General features: G+C 71.4%; 15 protein-coding genes. 7 read left to right on the top strand and 8 right to left on the bottom strand.

The window, feature by feature from the left end:
* Positions 1-11 precede the first annotated feature (11 nt).
* Positions 12-1,301, bottom strand: a complete 1,290-nt coding sequence (locus C5H89_RS10460) for an adenylosuccinate synthase (RefSeq protein WP_104106978.1) — start codon at positions 1,299-1,301, stop codon at positions 12-14.
* 178 nt (positions 1,302-1,479) lie between these two features.
* On the opposite strand from C5H89_RS10460, the gene C5H89_RS10455 reads away from it, so the two are divergent.
* The 5 genes from C5H89_RS10455 (at position 1,480) to C5H89_RS10435 (ending at position 7,652) form a co-directional block, all read left to right on the top strand.
* On the top strand, positions 1,480-2,391 hold the full coding sequence (locus C5H89_RS10455) for a diacylglycerol kinase family protein (RefSeq protein ID WP_104106977.1): 912 nt from the start codon (positions 1,480-1,482) through the stop codon (positions 2,389-2,391).
* Positions 2,392-2,489: 98 nt separating this feature from the next.
* Positions 2,490-4,190, top strand: coding sequence for a lysine--tRNA ligase (gene lysS, locus C5H89_RS10450; RefSeq protein WP_104106976.1), 1,701 nt, complete (start codon positions 2,490-2,492; stop codon positions 4,188-4,190).
* A 97-nt stretch (positions 4,191-4,287) separates the two neighbouring features.
* Positions 4,288-4,701: a DUF3151 domain-containing protein gene (locus C5H89_RS10445; RefSeq protein ID WP_104106975.1), complete on the top strand. Its 414-nt coding sequence runs from the start codon at positions 4,288-4,290 to the stop codon at positions 4,699-4,701.
* Between the two features lie 219 nt (positions 4,702-4,920).
* Positions 4,921-5,976, top strand: coding sequence for a hypothetical protein (locus C5H89_RS10440; protein WP_162799326.1), 1,056 nt, complete (start codon positions 4,921-4,923; stop codon positions 5,974-5,976).
* Positions 5,977-6,173: 197 nt separating this feature from the next.
* Positions 6,174-7,652, top strand: a complete 1,479-nt coding sequence (locus C5H89_RS10435; RefSeq protein ID WP_275887116.1) for a DHA2 family efflux MFS transporter permease subunit — start codon at positions 6,174-6,176, stop codon at positions 7,650-7,652.
* Between the two features lie 6 nt (positions 7,653-7,658).
* Here the strand turns inward: C5H89_RS10435 and C5H89_RS10430 are convergent, their stop codons facing one another.
* Positions 7,659-9,101, bottom strand: a complete 1,443-nt coding sequence (locus C5H89_RS10430; RefSeq protein ID WP_104106972.1) for a hypothetical protein — start codon at positions 9,099-9,101, stop codon at positions 7,659-7,661.
* Positions 9,102-9,215: 114 nt separating this feature from the next.
* Positions 9,216-10,250 (bottom strand): class II fructose-bisphosphate aldolase, encoded by a 1,035-nt coding sequence (gene fbaA / locus C5H89_RS10425; RefSeq protein ID WP_104106971.1) that lies wholly within the window; start codon positions 10,248-10,250, stop codon positions 9,216-9,218.
* Between the two features lie 143 nt (positions 10,251-10,393).
* On the opposite strand from fbaA, the gene C5H89_RS10420 reads away from it, so the two are divergent.
* The gene (locus C5H89_RS10420) at positions 10,394-10,756 is read left to right on the top strand and encodes a hypothetical protein (RefSeq protein ID WP_104106970.1); all 363 of its coding nucleotides are present in this window, start codon (positions 10,394-10,396) and stop codon (positions 10,754-10,756) included.
* A gap of 6 nt (positions 10,757-10,762) precedes the next feature.
* Here the strand turns inward: C5H89_RS10420 and C5H89_RS10415 are convergent, their stop codons facing one another.
* On the bottom strand, positions 10,763-11,428 hold the full coding sequence (locus C5H89_RS10415) for a YdeI/OmpD-associated family protein (protein WP_104106969.1): 666 nt from the start codon (positions 11,426-11,428) through the stop codon (positions 10,763-10,765).
* Positions 11,429-11,474: 46 nt separating this feature from the next.
* Entirely contained in the window at positions 11,475-12,119 is a 645-nt protein-coding gene (locus C5H89_RS10410) for a TrmH family RNA methyltransferase (protein ID WP_104107114.1), read from the bottom strand.
* 100 nt (positions 12,120-12,219) lie between these two features.
* On the opposite strand from C5H89_RS10410, the gene C5H89_RS10405 reads away from it, so the two are divergent.
* The gene (locus C5H89_RS10405; protein ID WP_240181805.1) at positions 12,220-12,957 is read left to right on the top strand and encodes a VTT domain-containing protein; all 738 of its coding nucleotides are present in this window, start codon (positions 12,220-12,222) and stop codon (positions 12,955-12,957) included.
* A 5-nt stretch (positions 12,958-12,962) separates the two neighbouring features.
* Here the strand turns inward: C5H89_RS10405 and C5H89_RS10400 are convergent, their stop codons facing one another.
* The 3 genes from C5H89_RS10400 to C5H89_RS10390 are packed head-to-tail and all read right to left on the bottom strand — an operon-like array spanning position 12,963 to position 15,720.
* Complete coding sequence (locus C5H89_RS10400; protein WP_104106968.1) at positions 12,963-14,681, bottom strand: sulfatase; 1,719 nt, start codon at positions 14,679-14,681, stop codon at positions 12,963-12,965.
* Positions 14,678-15,379, bottom strand: coding sequence for a hypothetical protein (locus tag C5H89_RS10395; protein WP_104106967.1), 702 nt, complete (start codon positions 15,377-15,379; stop codon positions 14,678-14,680). Before C5H89_RS10395 ends, C5H89_RS10400 begins: the two co-directional genes overlap by 4 nt.
* Positions 15,376-15,720: a PadR family transcriptional regulator gene (locus C5H89_RS10390; protein ID WP_101523310.1), complete on the bottom strand. Its 345-nt coding sequence runs from the start codon at positions 15,718-15,720 to the stop codon at positions 15,376-15,378. The genes C5H89_RS10395 and C5H89_RS10390 overlap by 4 nt, the downstream gene beginning before the upstream one ends.
* Between the last annotated feature and the right edge of the window lie 98 nt (positions 15,721-15,818).

Raw genomic sequence — 15,818 nt, 5'->3', positions numbered from 1 at the left:
TCGGTGCCGACTCAGTCGTTGTGGACGACGACCGTCTGCTCGCGGCCCGGACCCACGCCGACCGCCCAGATCCGGGTGCCGCTCATCTCCTCCAGCGCCGTCACGTAGGCCTGCGCGGCGGCGGGCAGCTCGGCGACCGTGCGGCAGCCGGAGATGTCCTCGCCCCAGCCCTCGAGGTACTCGTAGATGGGCTTGGCGTGGTGGAACTCGGTCTGCGTCATCGGCATCTCGTCGTGCCGCACGCCGTCGATCTCGTAGGCCACGCACACCGGGATCCGGTCCCAGCCGGAGAGCACGTCGAGCTTGGTGAGGAAGAGGTCGGTCAGGCCGTTGACGCGGGTGGCGTAGCGCGCCACCACCGCGTCGTACCACCCGCAGCGCCGGTCGCGGCCGGTGGAGACACCGACCTCGCCACCCACGCGCCACAGCTTCTCGCCGTCCTCGTCGAACAGCTCGGTGGGGAACGGACCGGAGCCGACGCGGGTGGTGTAGGCCTTGATCACACCGATCACCCGGTCGATCCGGGTCGGTCCCACTCCCGCGCCGACGCAGACGCCGCCGGCGACCGGGTTCGAGGAGGTCACGAACGGGTAGGTGCCGTGGTCGACGTCGAGCATCGTGGCCTGGGCGCCCTCGAACAGCACGGTCTTGCCCTCGTCGAGCGCGCGGTTGAGCAGCAGCGAGGTGTCGGCCACCATCGGACGCAGCCGGTCGGCGTAGGAGAGCAGCTCCTCCACGACCTGCCCGGGCTCGATCGCCCGGCGGTTGTACACCTTGGTCAGCAGGTGGTTGCGGGTGTCCAGGGCACCCTCGATCTTGGCGGCGAGGATCTTCTCGTCGAAGAGGTCGGCGACCCGGATGCCCAGGCGGTTGACCTTGTCGGCGTACGCCGGCCCGATGCCGCGCCCGGTCGTCCCGATCTTGTTGTTGCCGAGGAAGCGCTCGGTGACCTTGTCGATCGTGGAGTGGTACGAGGCGATGACGTGCGCGTTGGCGCTCACCACCAGCGGCGCCGGCTCCACACCACGCGCGATCAGGGCGTCCAGCTCGCGGAAAAGTGCCTCGGGCGAGACCACCACCCCGTTGGCGATCACGCACGTCGCACCGGGCGTCAGGATGCCGCTGGGAAGCAGGTGGGTGGCGAACTTCTCGCCGTTGACCACGATGGTGTGGCCGGCGTTGTGGCCGCCGCTGGTGCGCACCACGTAGTCGATGCTGTCGGTGGTGGAGGCGAGCAGGTCGGTGGCCTTGCCCTTGCCCTCGTCGCCCCACTGGGCGCCCAGAACCATGATCGCGGGCATCGCAGCCCCCTTCACGTCGGTGGCGAGGTCGGGTCCACGACCACGCACACAAAGAAGCAGCTCCGGCACAAGTGCACCGGAGCTCTTGCGGCAAGACCTTACCAAAGTCCAGGGTCCAGGCCGGAGCCGCCATTTTCGCCCACCCCTCGGCGCACGCCCCTCCGCTATGGTCCGTGCCATGGAATCGTTGCTGGTCATCACCAACTCGGAGGCGGGCACCTCCGACCAGCAGTCGCTCGACGCCGCGCTGGGAGTGCTGCACGGCACGATGTCCGTCGAGGTGGCTGCGACCTCGAACCCAGGCGAGCTGGACGGCGTCCTGCACCGCGCCGGCTCCCGACGCATCGTGGTCGCCGGCGGCGACGGCAGCCTGCACGCCGTGGTCTCGGTGCTGCACCGGCGCAACGAGCTCAAGGACAAGGTGCTCGGCCTCATCCCGCTGGGCACGGGCAACGACTTCGCGCGCCACATGGAGATCCCGCTCGATCCGCAGGAGGCGGCTCGGGTGCTGGTCACCGGCCACATCCGAACGGTCGACCTGATCGTCGACGAGCTGGGCGCGGTGGTGGTCAACAACGTGCACGTGGGCGCCGGCGCCCAGGCCAGCCGTCGCGGCCACCGCTGGAAGAAGCGCCTCGGCCCGATCGGGGTCGGCAAGGTCAACCTCGGCAAGCTCGGCTACCCGATCGGCGCACTGCAGGCCGCCTTCCTGCCGCCAGCGCTGCGGCTCCGGGTCGAGGTGGACGGCCGTGTAATCAACGACTTCGACCAGCCCGTGCTGATGGTCGCGGTCGGCAACGGCACCTCGGTCGGTGGCGGCGCCGAGCTCACCCCCGAGGCCGACGCCGAGGACGGCGTCGTCGACATCATGATCTCGCGCGCCACCGGACCACTGGCCAAGTTCGCCTACGTCGCCCGCCTGTCCCGCGGCACCCACCACGAGCGGGACGACGTCATCTACCTGCGCGGCCGGGAGGTCTCGGTCTCCGGCGAGGAGTTCTTCGCCTCGGCCGACGGCGAGCTCTACGGCCCGGAACGCACCCGGACCTGGCGCGTCGAGCCGGGCGCCTACTCGATGATCCTGCCCTGACATGAGCTGACCGGCCCTGAACTCCGGGGACGTCGGCGGCCAGCGGTAGCGTTGGAGTGCCAGCCCGCCCTCAGATCCCCATCGCCAGGAGTCGCCGCGTGTCCGCAGGAGCCGCCCGCCAGGAGCCCGTCGACTGGGTGACCCGCGCCGCCGACGAGGCCGTCCGCCACGCCGGCGAGGGCAACCTCGTCACCTGCGCGTCGGGGGCCTCCCCCTCGGGCCCGGTGCACCTGGGCAACCTGCGTGAGTTCCTCACGGTGCACTTCGTCGCCGACCAGCTGCGGCGCCGCGGGGTCCCGGTCCGCCACCTGCACTCCTGGGACGACTACGACCGCTTTCGCAAGGTCCCCGCGGGCGTCGACCCCTCGTGGGCCGAGCACATCGGCCGCCCCCTCTCCGCCGTGCCCGACCCCTGGGAGTGCCACGAGTCCTGGGCCGAGCACTTCAAGGCGCCGCTGATCGAGGCGCTGGCCGAGATGGGCGTGGAGATGGAGGAGGTGTCGCAGACCCAGATGTACCGCGCCGGCACCTACCGCGAGCAGATCCTGCTCGCCGTCCGCCGCCGGGGCGAGATCGAGGCGATCCTCGACCGCTACCGCACCAAGGCCAAGGCCCCCGAGCCCACCTCGGAGCAGGAGGCGGAGTCGCTGGAGGAGTCGGTCGCCGAGGCCGACGACGCACCCACCGGGGCCGGCGACGACCTCGCACGCTTCCCGTTCAAGCCCTACTGCCGCGACTGCGGACGCGACACCACCACGATCACCGCGTACGACGAGGAGAGCACCGACCTCGCCTACACCTGCACCGCCTGCACCTTCTCCGGCGTCACCAACCTGGCCACCCAGGACGAGGGCAAGCTGGTGTGGAAGGCCGACTGGCCGATGCGCTGGGCCTTCGAGAGCGTCGACTTCGAGCCCGGCGGCGCCGACCACGCGACGCCCGGGTCGTCGTACACCGTCGGCAAGGACGTGGTGAAGCTCTTCGGCGGCCGCGCCCCCTCGTTCGTGGCCTACGGGTTCGTCGGGTTCGCCGGCATGCAGAAGATGTCCTCCTCGGCCGGCGGGGTGCCCACCGCGAGCGACGCGCTGCGGGTCCTCGAGGCGCCGATCCTGCGCTGGCTCTACGTCCGCCGGGCGCCCAAGCAGACCTTCAACATCGACTTCGGCCCCGAGGTCGTCCGGCTGTACGACGAGTGGGACGCCCTGGGCCGCAAGGCCGCCGACCCCGCCAAGCGCGACGCCGCCGTGCTGGCCCACGACCGGGCGATCGGCCCGGCCTCGGGCCCGTTGCCCACCTCGCGGGTCGTCGTGCCGTTCCGCACGCTCTCCTCGGTGGCCGACGTGACCGCCGGCTCCGCGGAGCTGATCAGCGCCGTCATCGGTCAGGTCGGGTTCGCCCACGACTCGGTGGCGGACCTGGAGCCCCGGCTGACCAAGGCGATGCAGTGGACCGCGGAGTTCGTGCCCGCCGAGGACCGCACCATCGTCCGCAGCGCCCCGGACACCCAGCGGCTCGCGGCCCTCACCGAGCGCGAGGCGCGGTGGCTGGAGCTGCTCCGCGAGCACCTGCCCGAGGAGCTGGAGCTGGACTCGGTCACCACCGTGGTCTACGGCGTCCCCAAGCTGGCGCACGGCCTCGCCGTCGACGCCGCGCCCACCGACGAGGTGAAGGCGGACCAGAAGGAGTTCTTCAAGCTCCTCTACAACCTGCTCGTGGACAAGGACCGCGGTCCGCGGCTGCCCACGCTGATCGTGGCACTCGGCTCCGACCAGGTCAGGACCCTACTGACGCCCGCGTGAGCCTCGGCACGACCCTCGGCGTCGGCCGGGACGCACCGCGGCGCCGATCGCGGGGCGGCCCGCCGGAGCGGTCGTTGACGCGTGCGATGCTGGCGGCATGACCCACCAAGACCTGATGGCTGGCCCCCCGGCCACCCGCCTGCCCGAAGATCCCGCTGCCGCCGAGCTCGCCGCCGGCACCGCACCCGCCACCGCGGTGCGCCACCACCCGGCCTCCCCCTTCGCCTGGGCCGCGCTCGCCGAGGAGGCCCGCGACAACGGCGCCGACGACGTCACCGTCTACGCCTTCTCCCGGGTCGGCTACCACCGCTCCCTGGACATGCTGCGCCGCAACGGCTGGAAGGGCCACGGCCCGGTGCCGTGGGAGCACGAGCCCAACCGCGGCTTCCTGCGCGCCCTCGCCCTGCTGGCCCTGTCGGCTCGCGCCATCGGCGAGACCGAGGAGTGGGAGCGCTGCTCGGAGTTCCTCCGCGACTCCAGCCCCGCGGCGTACGACGCCCTGCTGGGCTGAGGCCCCGGGCTGCGGGGCCGGCGCCGGCGGGCTGCCATCTCGGCACTCGAGCGGACACATGTCCGCTCGGCCCACAGCCATGGCGGGTGTTGAGCGTCGGGATCGTGGACCCAGTGCGACTGGACCGCAACTCGTCCACAACTGGGTACCCGGCCCCGCCCTCCACAGCCCCAAGTCGTGGTGGATGCGCTGGGACTCGTGACACAGCAGTGTCCTCCCATGCGTCCATCACTCCGCGCCCTCGCCTGCAGTCAGGCTGGACTGGTCACGCGCAGCCAAGCCCTCGCCGTCGGCTACACCGAGCGTGAGATCAGGGCACTCATCCGCCCCGGAGGCCCGTGGGTCGTCGTACGGCACGGCATCTACGTCGAACGATCTCACCTCAGCACTCGCGAGCCACGGGACCGCTGGTTGCTGCGCGACCGCGCGGCCAGGATGCAGGCACGTCGTCCCGGCATACTCAGCCACGACTCAGCGGCGCGGGCACTGGGCATCCGGATGCTCGACGTCGACCATCCCGGTAGCCACCTGCTCTACCTCGGTCCCCGCGGCTCCAGGACCAACTCCGGCGTCACCCGCCACCGCGACCTGCTGCCCCAGTGCATCGAGCTCGTCGATGACCTGGTGACCACGTCGTACGCCCGCACCGCACTGGACATCGGACGCCTCCACGGGTTCACCCACGGGTTGGTGGCCGTCGACTCCGTCCGCAACATGGGCGTCCCGCTCCGGGACCTCGAGGCCGAGCTCGCGCGGATGACCCACCACCCGCACATCGCCAGAGCCCGCGCGGCCGTCGGCGCGTCCGACCCTGGCTCCGAGAGCGTCCTGGAGACGTTGGCCCGAGAACTGGTCCAAGAGCTCGACGTCGGCGAGGTGGAGACACAGTTCGCGGTCGGGCTTGCCGGCGGCCGGACGGTCTGGTGCGACTTGCGGGTCGGCTGCCACATCTTCGAGTCCGACGGCTTCGTCAAGCTGGTCGGAATGGAAGCGGGTGGAGTCGCCACGGAGCCAGCAGACCGGGTGCTGTGGAAGCAGCAGCAACGGCAGACGGAGATCTGTGCGGAGGGTCTGGGGATGTCCCGGATCGTCTGGGCCGATCTCCACGGGCCTGCTCGGGACCGGGCGCGGGATCGTCTGCGTAAGGAGTACGCCGTCACTGCCACGCGGTTCGGTCAGGAACTCCCCGAGCACCTGCGCCGTTACGCCGACCGGCATCCCCGGCGGCGGGCGAACGGCCCCTGGGCCACGGACAACTCGCGCCACGCCGCCTGACTGCCCCACGCTGGCCGGCCCCGGCCTCGGCAGCCACATCGCGACTCGAGCGGACATATGGCTGCTCGACCCACCGACATACCGACCGCCAGGCGACCATTGGTCCGCTCGAGTCGCCATGCGGGGCGCATGGCCCCGAGCGACCTCCTCGGCCCGGCAGTGGCCGTCCGCCACCACCGTGGGTGCATGATCTGTCGGTGACCCAGACCGGCAGCAGCACCGACGCGCCCGCACTTCCGGAGAACCCATGGCCCGCCCTGTGGGCACTCTGCCTCGGGTTCTTCATGATCCTCGTCGACACCACGATCGTCACCGTGGCGACGCCGTCGATCATGGAGGACCTGGACGCCGACGTGAACTCGGTGATCTGGGTGACCAGCGCCTACCTGCTCGCGTACGCCGTGCCGGTGCTGATCACCGGTCGGCTCGGTGACCGCTACGGGCCGAAGCGGCTCTACCTGATCGGCCTGGTCGTCTTCACCCTGGCCTCGGCGTGGTGCGGGCTCACCGGCTCCATCACCGGACTCGTGCTGGCCCGGGTGGCCCAGGGGCTGGGCGCCGCGCTGATGACGCCGCAGACGATGGCGGTCATCACCCGGATCTTCCCGGTGGACCGCCGGGGCAGCGCCATGGCGCTGTGGGGCGCCACCGCGGGTGTCGCCACGCTCGTCGGCCCGATCCTGGGTGGGGTGCTGGTCGACTCCCTCGGCTGGGAGTGGATCTTCTTCATCAACATCCCGGTCGGGATCGTCGGCTTCGTGCTCGCCTGGCGACTGGTCCCCGATCTCGCCACCCACCAGCACCGCTTCGACTGGCTCGGGGTGGCGCTCAGCGGAGCCGGGATGTTCCTGCTGGTCTTCGGTCTGCAGGAGGGGCAGCAGTACGACTGGGGCACCATCGCCGGGCCACTGACCGTGTGGCGGATGATCGCGGCCGGGCTCGTGGTGCTGGCCGTCTTCATCTGGTGGCAGGCGCGCAACCGCAACGAGCCGCTGGTTCCCCTCGAGCTCTTCCGGGACCGCAACTTCTCCCTCGCCAACCTCGGCATCAGCACGGTGAGCTTCGGCTTCACCGCGATGGGCTTCCCGGTGATGCTCTACGCCCAGCTGGTCCGCGGCTGGTCCCCCACCCAGGCCGGCATGCTGCTCATCCCGATGGCCGCGATGTCCATCCTGCTGGCTCCGCTGGTCGGCCGACTTGCCGACCGGGTGCACCCCCGGATCCTGACGTCGTTCGGCTTCGTGGTGATGGGCACCTCGCTGACGGTGATCGCGCTCATCCTCGCTCCCGACACTCCCATCTGGCAGCTGCTCGTGGCGCTTGCCTGCCTCGGCGTCGGCAGCTCCTTCCTGTGGGCGGTGCTGAGCACCACCGCCAACCGCAACCTGCCGGTGCAGCAGGCCGGCGCCGGGTCCGGGATCTACAACGCCACCCGTCAGGTCGGGGCGGTGCTGGGCGCGGCGACGATCGCGGTGCTGATGGACTCCCGGCTCGCCACGCAGGGGCTGGGCTCCGGTGGCTCCCCCGAGACGTCCATGGCCTCGGGCACCCTCCCCGAGGCGGCCTGGGCCCCCTTCAGCCAGGCCATGGGTGAGTCGCTCCTGGTGATCCCCGCCGTCCTGGTCATCGGCCTGCTGGCCGCCCTCGCCTTCGAGGGGATGAAGCACACCCGCTGAGCCGGGTCAGCCCTTGACCTTCAGCGTCACGGACGCCGCGGCGAAGCCGGTGCGGGTGATCCTCGCCTTCACCTTGCCGGCCCGGCGCGGGGAGAGCTTGATCTTGCAGACGCCCTTGCTGCTGGTCAGGCACTTCTTGCCACCTGCCCGGACCAGGGCGCCGGCGAGCCGGTCGGAGCCGTCGGTGACGGTGAACGTCACCTTCTTGGCGCGACGGGCCCCCAGCCTTCCCGGCTTGGCCTTGGCGGTGAGGGCGGGCAGTACCCGGGTGTGGTGGACCCCGTCCTCGGTCACGATGGCCAGATCGGCTCCGCCCGCGGCGGCGTCAACCTGGATCTTGTAGACCGTACTGACCCCTGCGGGGGCCTTGATTCGCCGGGGCGCAGAGAATCCCGTGCCCTTCGGACCGGTGTGGGCCACGAAGGTCCCGGCCCCGCCGGTCCAGCTGGCCCACAGCCTCCCGTCCGGGGCAGCGGCAAGGTCGTACTCGCTGCTGTGGGTCTTCCTGGCGACCTTGACCGGCTTCGCCGTACCTGGGCGCCACACCGCCAGGCCGGTGCGCGCACGGGTGTTGTAGGCGACCCAGCTCGTCCCGTCCGCCGCCCGGGAGACGAACGGGACCCGGCTCGTGGCCCAGCCCTGCGCGGAGTCCGGAGCGGTCACAGCCGCCCCGACGGTCGGCCAGATCTGCCGGACCCGGATCGCCGGGTCGGGCGTGGTGCCACCGTCGTGGGACTGCCAGGCGGCAAGGACGGAGTCACCCACCCGGTTGAGGGCCACCCGGTAGCCCCCGGGCCCGGCGACCTGGTCCGCGAGCGCGTCGGAGACCCTGCCGGTGATGGTGCCAGTGCGCCAGGTGATCCCCGAGAGGTGGGACCAGGCTTGGACCGTGGTGCCGTCCGGCAGGTACGTGGCGTCCAGACCGGAGTCGCTCCACGTGGTGCTGTCCCGGCTCAGCGCCTCCTCACGGATCGTCCAGGTGGCCCCGGAGTCCTCGGAGGTGGCCTGCGCAAGACGTCCCCGGCGCAGGTCCGAGGAGGGGTCCAGCGAGGTGAAGACCACCCGCAGCCCACCGGTCGGTGTGGCCTGCAGGGTGGGCTGGGCGCCCAGCCCGCTGTCATCCATCGGCAGCGGCGTCTGGCGCACGACGGAGCCCTCCGGCGAGAGCAGCGAGTGCACGTAGGCGTGGTTGCCGGAGGGGAACTTCTGCGCGTGCAGGGTGTGCAGGTTGCCGTCCGGCGACCGGTGCATCGCTACCGGGGAGGTGATGCGGGCCTCTGCCGTGGAGAGCTTGGACCAGCCCCCGACCGAGGCCCGTGCGACGACCGGGCTCGGGTCGGCGCCCGCCTCTCCGGAAGCAGCTGCCGCCGATGCGACTGACGCCGGCGCGACGAAGGCGGTTGCGACCAGGGCCAGGCCGGTGACAGTGACGGTGGTGCGCAGACGCATGGTTCTCCTCGGTTCGGGCGTGCAGAGACACACCCCCCGGGGTTGCCCAGGCGGTGTGCCGGTCGGCGCTCAACGGCGCCGGTGGCGCTCAACGGCGCCAGGGGTGCGAGCGGGTCAGGCGCCCAGCGAGGTGCCGGCCGAGCGCAGGTTCTCGCAGGCCTCCACGATCCGGGCGGCCATGCCGGCCTCGCCGGCCTTGCCCCAGGCGCGCGGGTCGTACTGCTTCTTGTTGCCGACCTCGCCGTCGGTCTTCAGCACGCCGTCGTAGTTGCGGAACATGTGGTCGGCGACCGGGCGGGTGAAGGCGTACTGGGTGTCGGTGTCGACGTTCATCTTCACGACGCCGTAGTCGACGGCCGCGCCGATCTCCTCGGCGCTGGAGCCGGAGCCGCCGTGGAAGACCAGGTCGAACGGCTTGGCGCCGGCGGTCAGGCCCAGCTCGGCGACCACGGCCTCCTGGGCGGCCTTGAGGATCTCGGGGCGCAGCTTGACGTTGCCGGGCTTGTAGACGCCGTGCACGTTCCCGAAGGTCAGCGCCGTCATGTAGCGGCCCTTCTCACCGGCGCCGAGCGCCCGCACGGTCGCCAGCGCGTCCTCGGGAGTGGTGTAGAGCTGCTCGTTGATCTCGTTGGCGACACCGTCCTCCTCGCCACCGACGACACCGATCTCCACCTCGAGGATGATGTGGGCGGCCGCGCACTTGGCGAGCAGCTCCTCGGCGATCTTGAGGTTCTCCTCCAGCGGCACCGCGGAGCCGTCCCACATGTGCGACTGGAACAGCGGCGCCTCGCCACGGGCGACGCGCTCCGCGGAGATGTCGATCAGCGGCCGGACGAAGCCGTCGAGCTTGTCCTGGGGGCAGTGGTCGGTGTGCAGCGCGATGTTGACGGGGTAGTTCTTCGCGACCTCGGCGGCGTACGCGGCGAATGCCACGGAGCCGGTGACCATGTTCTTGACCGACGGGCCGGAGAGGTAGTCCGCGCCACCGGTGGAGATCTGGATGATGCCGTCCGAGCCCGCGTCGGCGAAGCCCTTGAGCGCGGCGTTCAGCGTCTGCGACGAGGAGACGTTGATGGCGGGGAAGGCGAAGCCCTTGGACTTCGCGGCGTCGAGCATCTCGGCGTAGCGCTCGGGGGTGGCGATGGGCATCTGCGGGCTCCTCGGGTGATCTTCGCGGTCGACGCCACCAGCCTAGTCGGCCTCGGCGCCTTCGGTGACCCTGCCCACAGGGACCCTGGGCTCCGGCCCGGAATCTGGCTAGGCTCTCGGGTCCACAGACACCAGGGGGAGCCATGTCCGCGATTCACCCGACGCCCGACCTGATCACCGACCAGGGAACCATCGGGCTGCGCACCCGCGCGGGTGTCGCGCTGGCGCTGGGAATGCTCGGACTCATGGGAGGGGGCCTCTTCGCCCAGGCCCTCCAGTGGATCTTCATCGACGTCTTCACCGACGTCGGCTGGATCCAGGCCGCTGTCACGAGCGCCGCCGTTCCCGCAGCCTTGGGAGCGGCCGCCACGGTGCTGGGCCACGCAGCCTCACAGGACCAGGACCCCGTCTCGCTGCTGCTCGGACGGATCGCCAGGGTCCTCGGGCTGCTGACCCTCCTGGGGTCGGCGTTGCTTCTGGTCGCGGTGGCCATCAACTACGCCTGACGCGGCTCAGTCGATGGCGAGCTGCACCCGCAGCTTGCGCGCCCACGCAGGCTCATCGCCGTACCGCTGGAAGCCGACCAGCACCCCGGCGGAGCAGGCCGCGACGAGCTCGGCCATCCGCTTGTCCCGGGTCGCCTCCCGCTTGGCCGACAGCAGCCAGGAGACCACCGTGCGACGGTACGACGGCGTCGCGCCGGCCCAGAACGCAGCCGCCACCGGGACCGCGTCGAGCTGCGCCTGCAGCGGCTGCGGCAGCTGGTCGGCCCGCTCCCCCTCGAAGGAGTAGACCCCGGACTTCTCCGGCGACCGCGCCTCGAAGGCCGCCAGCCCGGCGGGGTGCATCCGGCCCTCCGCGACCAGTCGCTGCACGTGGGTGATGTTGACGTTGCTCCAGTTGCTGCCGGGGCGGCGCGGGGTCCAGCGCTGCCGCCGCGAGTCCTCGTCGATCGGCTGGGAGACCGAGTCGATCCACCCGAAGCACAGCGCCTCGGGGACCGCCTGCGCCCAGGTGAGGCCACGGTCGGGCACGTGCTTCTTCCTCAGGCCCATCCACAGCTCCGGGGCGGTCTCGTGGTTGGCCTCCAGCCAGGCGCGGAACTCCTCGGGCCCGCGGAAGAAGGTCGCGGGCCGCTCGGGGGTGCCGCCAGGGGTTCCGACAAGTGTTCCGGCCATGGGTCCACGCTAGGGCCAACCGGGGACACCCGCGAGCCACTCGGCCTCAGCCCCGCCAAGCCGCCTCGTCGGTGAGGTCGGCGTGCGCCACGATCCAGCTGTGCATCGCGATCGCCGCGGCAGCGCTGGCGTTGATGGAGCGGGTGGAGCCGAACTGGGCGATGGAGAAGGTGCCGTCGCACGCCTCGCGTGCGGCCTCCGAGAGCCCGGGGCCCTCCTGGCCGAAGAGGAAGCAGACCCGGCGCGGCACCTGCATGGTCTCCAGGTGCGAGGAGCCGGGCAAGTTGTCGATCCCCATCAGCCGCACCGGCTCCGGCAGCGAGTGCAGGTAGCCGGCGAGCGCGTCGGCGTCCTCGTGGTGCCGCACGTGCTGGTAGCGGTCGGTGACCATGGCGCCGCGTCGGTTCCACCGCCTGCGCCCCACGATGTGCACCTCGGCGGCCAGGAACGCGTTCGCCGAGCGGACGATGGTGCCGATGTTGAAGTCGTGCTGCCAGTTCTCGATCGCGACGTGGAAGTCGTGGCGCCGGGTGTCGAGGTCGGCGACGATCGCCTCCACCGTCCAGTAGCGGTAGCGGTTGACCACGTTGCGCCGGTCGCCCTCGGCGAGCAGCCGGGCGTCGTACTGCGCGCCGGTCGGCCACTCCCCCTGCCAGGGACCGACCCCCACCTCCGCGGGGCCGTGCGGCATCGGGTCGTACGGCGCCCGCTGTTCCGGGGCGACGGAGGGGTCGTTCGCGCGGTGGTCGGGCATGGGGGAAGGGTAGGTGCCCCCCGATAGGGTGTGACCCGTGACCGAACTGATCGCACTCGTCCATCCGCTCCTGCTCGGGATGGACTGGATGGATCCCAACTGGCTCCTGAGCAGGTTCGGCGAGGAGCTGTTCTGGCTGAGCCTGGCGATCATCTTCATCGAGTGCGGTCTGTTCTTCCCGTTCCTGCCCGGCGACTCCCTGCTCTTCGCGATGGGGCTGTTCATCGCCGGCGAGAAGATCGACGTCTTCCCCGGCCCGCCCGTGGTGGAGCTGTTCACGGCGCTGCTGCTGTTCACCCTGGCTGCGTTCCTGGGCAACGTCACCGGCTACGAGATCGGGCGCGCCCTCGGGCCGCCGCTCTACGAGCGTGACGGCAAGATCCTCAAGCGCAAGTACTTCGACCAGACCCAGGTCTTCTTCGACAAGCACGGCAACAAGGCGTTGGTCATCGGCCGGTTCGTGCCGTTCGTCCGTACCTACATCACCGTGGTCGCCGGCGTCACCCTGATGAACCGGCGACGGTTCTTCACCTGGAGCCTGGTCGGCGCCGTCTTCTGGGTCCTGAGCATCACGCTGCTCGGCTACTTCCTCGGTACGGCGTTCCCGGCGCTCGGCGACAGCATCGACAAGATCATCATCGCCGTGGTCGCCTTCTCGGTGGTCCCCATCGCCTTCGAATGGATCCGGCACAAGCGCACCCACGCCCCGGAGGCCGAGGACCGCGACCACGACGGTCGTCCCGACCGCGACATCCTGGGTCAGGACGTCGACTGATCGCCTTACGGGGCTAAGGTCGGCGGACCGGACGCCAAGCGCCCGGGTCCGCCGAACGCCTCGCGCTCGGCCAGGTCCTGCTGCCGGGTGATCCGCTCGTTCTCGGCCGGGTCCAGCCTCAGCTGCTCCGGCAGCTCCCGGCGGCAGCCCGCACCGGCGCAGTCGACGTACTCGTCCCAGACATGGTCCAGGCGCGCCAGCAGCGCGGTGTCCGGTCCGGCGGCGAGGTTCTCCAGCTCCAAGGGGTCGCGGTCGAGGTCGTAGACCTCCCGCTCCCCGGTGGCGTAGCGCACCACCTTCCACCGCCCCAGCCGTACGCCGACGGTGCCGAGGCCGTCCCAGCCGGGCTCGCTGTCGGCGGCCGACTCGTAGCCGGCCTCGGGCATCCGCCCCTCGATCACCACCGCCCGCGACCATCCCCGGTCGCCCTGGGCGATCAGCGGTCGCAGGTCCGTGCCGTCCGCACCGGGCAGCTCCACCCCGGCGTACGCCGCCAGCGTCGCCGACAGGTCCAGGGTGGTGACCGGGTCGAACCGGGTGCCCTGGGGGACGCCGGGGCCGCGGATCAGCAGCGGCACCCGGATCGAGGGCTCGTGCAGGTTGATCTTGCCCTGACGCTTGCGGTGCTCACCGAGGTAGTAGCCGTTGTCGGAGGTGAAGACCACGACCGTGTCGTCCGCCTCGCCGATCTTCTTCAGGTGCGCGAACGTCTCCGCGATCCGGTCGTCGAGGACGGAGAGCGCCTCGGCACGCTGCCGGGTGACGGTGCGCAGCACGTCGCGCTCGGTGTCGCTGAGCTCCGGGAGCAGCCGCAGGTAGCGGGGCTTGTCGGAGACGTCTGCCTCGGGCGACCCGGTCACCGGCACGCCGGCACCCTTGACGATCTCGTCGTCGAAGCGGCCCCGCACCTCGTCCGGGCGTGCCGGGGTGGCCCAGTCCACCCCGAAGCCGTCGCTGCGCTTCACGGTGCCCGGGTCGTCGTCCTCGATCGGGGCGCCGTGGTGCGGCGCGACAGGGTTCCACCACACGAACCACGGCCGGTCGGGATCCTGCGCGAACGCGTCCACCACCTCGCCGGTCTGCTCGGCGGTCAGGTCGGTGCTGTAGCGGCCGGGCCAGCTCACCTGCTCGCCGTTGACGTTGGCGGTGAGGTGGAAGTAGTCGTAGGTGCCGCCGGTGCGACCGCGCTTGTTGTCCAGCCCGGCCCACCACTGGGTCCACCCCGGCGGCACGTAGCCGCTGGAGTCCTCGCCCGCCAGCGTCGGCTGTACGCCGTACCCGTTGAGGTACTTGCCGATCAGCGCGGTCGAGTAGCCGGCGTCGGCCAGCCGCGTGGCCAGCGTGACAGAGTCGTCGAAGGCGCCGAAGCCGTACGGCGGCTCGTGGCTGAGCACCCGGTGGTTGTGGGAGTACTTGCCGGTCAGGAAGCTGGCCCGCGCCGGGCAGCACAGCGGGTTGGGCGAGAACGAGTTGAGGAACTGCAGGCCCTTGGCCCCCAGCAGCCGCGAGGTGCGGGGCATCCAGACCAGCTCGTCGGCGCGCATGTCGTCGGTCTCGATGACCAGCAGGTTGGGCCGGGTGGGGTCCGCGGGGCCGCTGCCGACGGCGGTGGGCGACGGCGCGCTCGAGGCCACGTCCGCCCCGTTCCCCCCGCCCGAGCAGGCCGCGGTGACCAGGCAGAGACCGGCCAGGAGCGCGGCGGCCGCCCGCGTCCGCCTGCTCATCCGCCCACCATGACGTCGAGTACGACGAAGCCGACCGCGGCCACGCACGACACGAGCCCGGGCAGCATTCTGACGAGCGGCCTGAGGTGCGTCCTGACCTGCGGCTCGAGGGGGTCCTGCAGCGGGTCGTCGTCCTGCCGGGCCAGCCACCCGACCTCGCCCACCAGGACCACCGCCCCCACCAGGGCGATCGGCAGCGCCGGGAGGGAGGCGACCGTGACGTCGCCGAGCGTGAACGCGATGAGCACCTGAACGGCGAAGACGACCGCCGCTCCCAGGCCGATCCGCCACGGCGCGGCGCGCATCACCGTGGACAGGTACCGCGGGGTGAGCAGCACCACCAGCGCCGCGAGCAGGAGCAGCGCCACGCTGCTGGCGTCGAGCTCCACGCTCTCGCCGCGCCACGCGGGCCCTCCGGCGTACGCGACCGCGAAGAAGCCCAGGAGCCCGAGGAGGCCGCCGAGGACGGCCCGCCGCACCCCCCGCTCCGCGTCGGGGGCTGGCGCCAGGGCGAGCGCGTCGGCGTACTCCCGAGGGCTGCCGAACGCCTCCTCGGCGCTGGTCCCGGAGTCGCGCAGGAACTCCCGCGCGGTGGCCACCGCGTCTCCGATGTCCCGGCCGCTCACGTCCTTGAGCCGCAGCTCGAGCGTCAGCTCGTCGAGCCACGCCTTGTGGTCCTTGTCGAGATCGGTGGTCATGAGGCCCCCTGGTGCTCGTGCAGGTGCTCGCGCACCATGCCGGTGAAGTCGTCCCACAGCTCGCTCTGCCGGCGCAGCTCCTCGACGCCGTGCGGGGTCAGCGAGAAGTACTTGCGCCCCGGTCCACCCTCGCCGGCGCGCCACTCCACGCTCACCCACCCGGCAGCTTCCAGACGGCCGAGCAGCGGATAGAGGGTGCCTCCCTTGACGGCGCCCAGACCGGCGTCCTCCAGCACCCCGGCCAGCGCGTAGCCGTAGGTCGGCCCCGGCGCCAGCGCGCGGAGCACGCACAGCGTCAGGACTGCGCGGGTCCAGTCGCTGGGCCAAGTCGGTGCGGGCATGCTAGATGGTCTCACTACTCAGTCAGCCTGTCTAGCGGGTGCAGGGATCCCCGGCTAGGCGGGGATCCCGACGGTTAGAGGGGGTTGCATGCCCCCCT

The sequence above is a fragment of the Nocardioides sp. 616 genome, from assembly GCF_002930065.1.
GTDB classification, from domain to species: Bacteria; Actinomycetota; Actinomycetes; order Propionibacteriales; family Nocardioidaceae; genus Nocardioides; species Nocardioides houyundeii.
The sequence above is the reverse complement of the archived record's forward strand: the minus strand, read 5'-3'. Positions and strand labels throughout refer to the sequence as shown.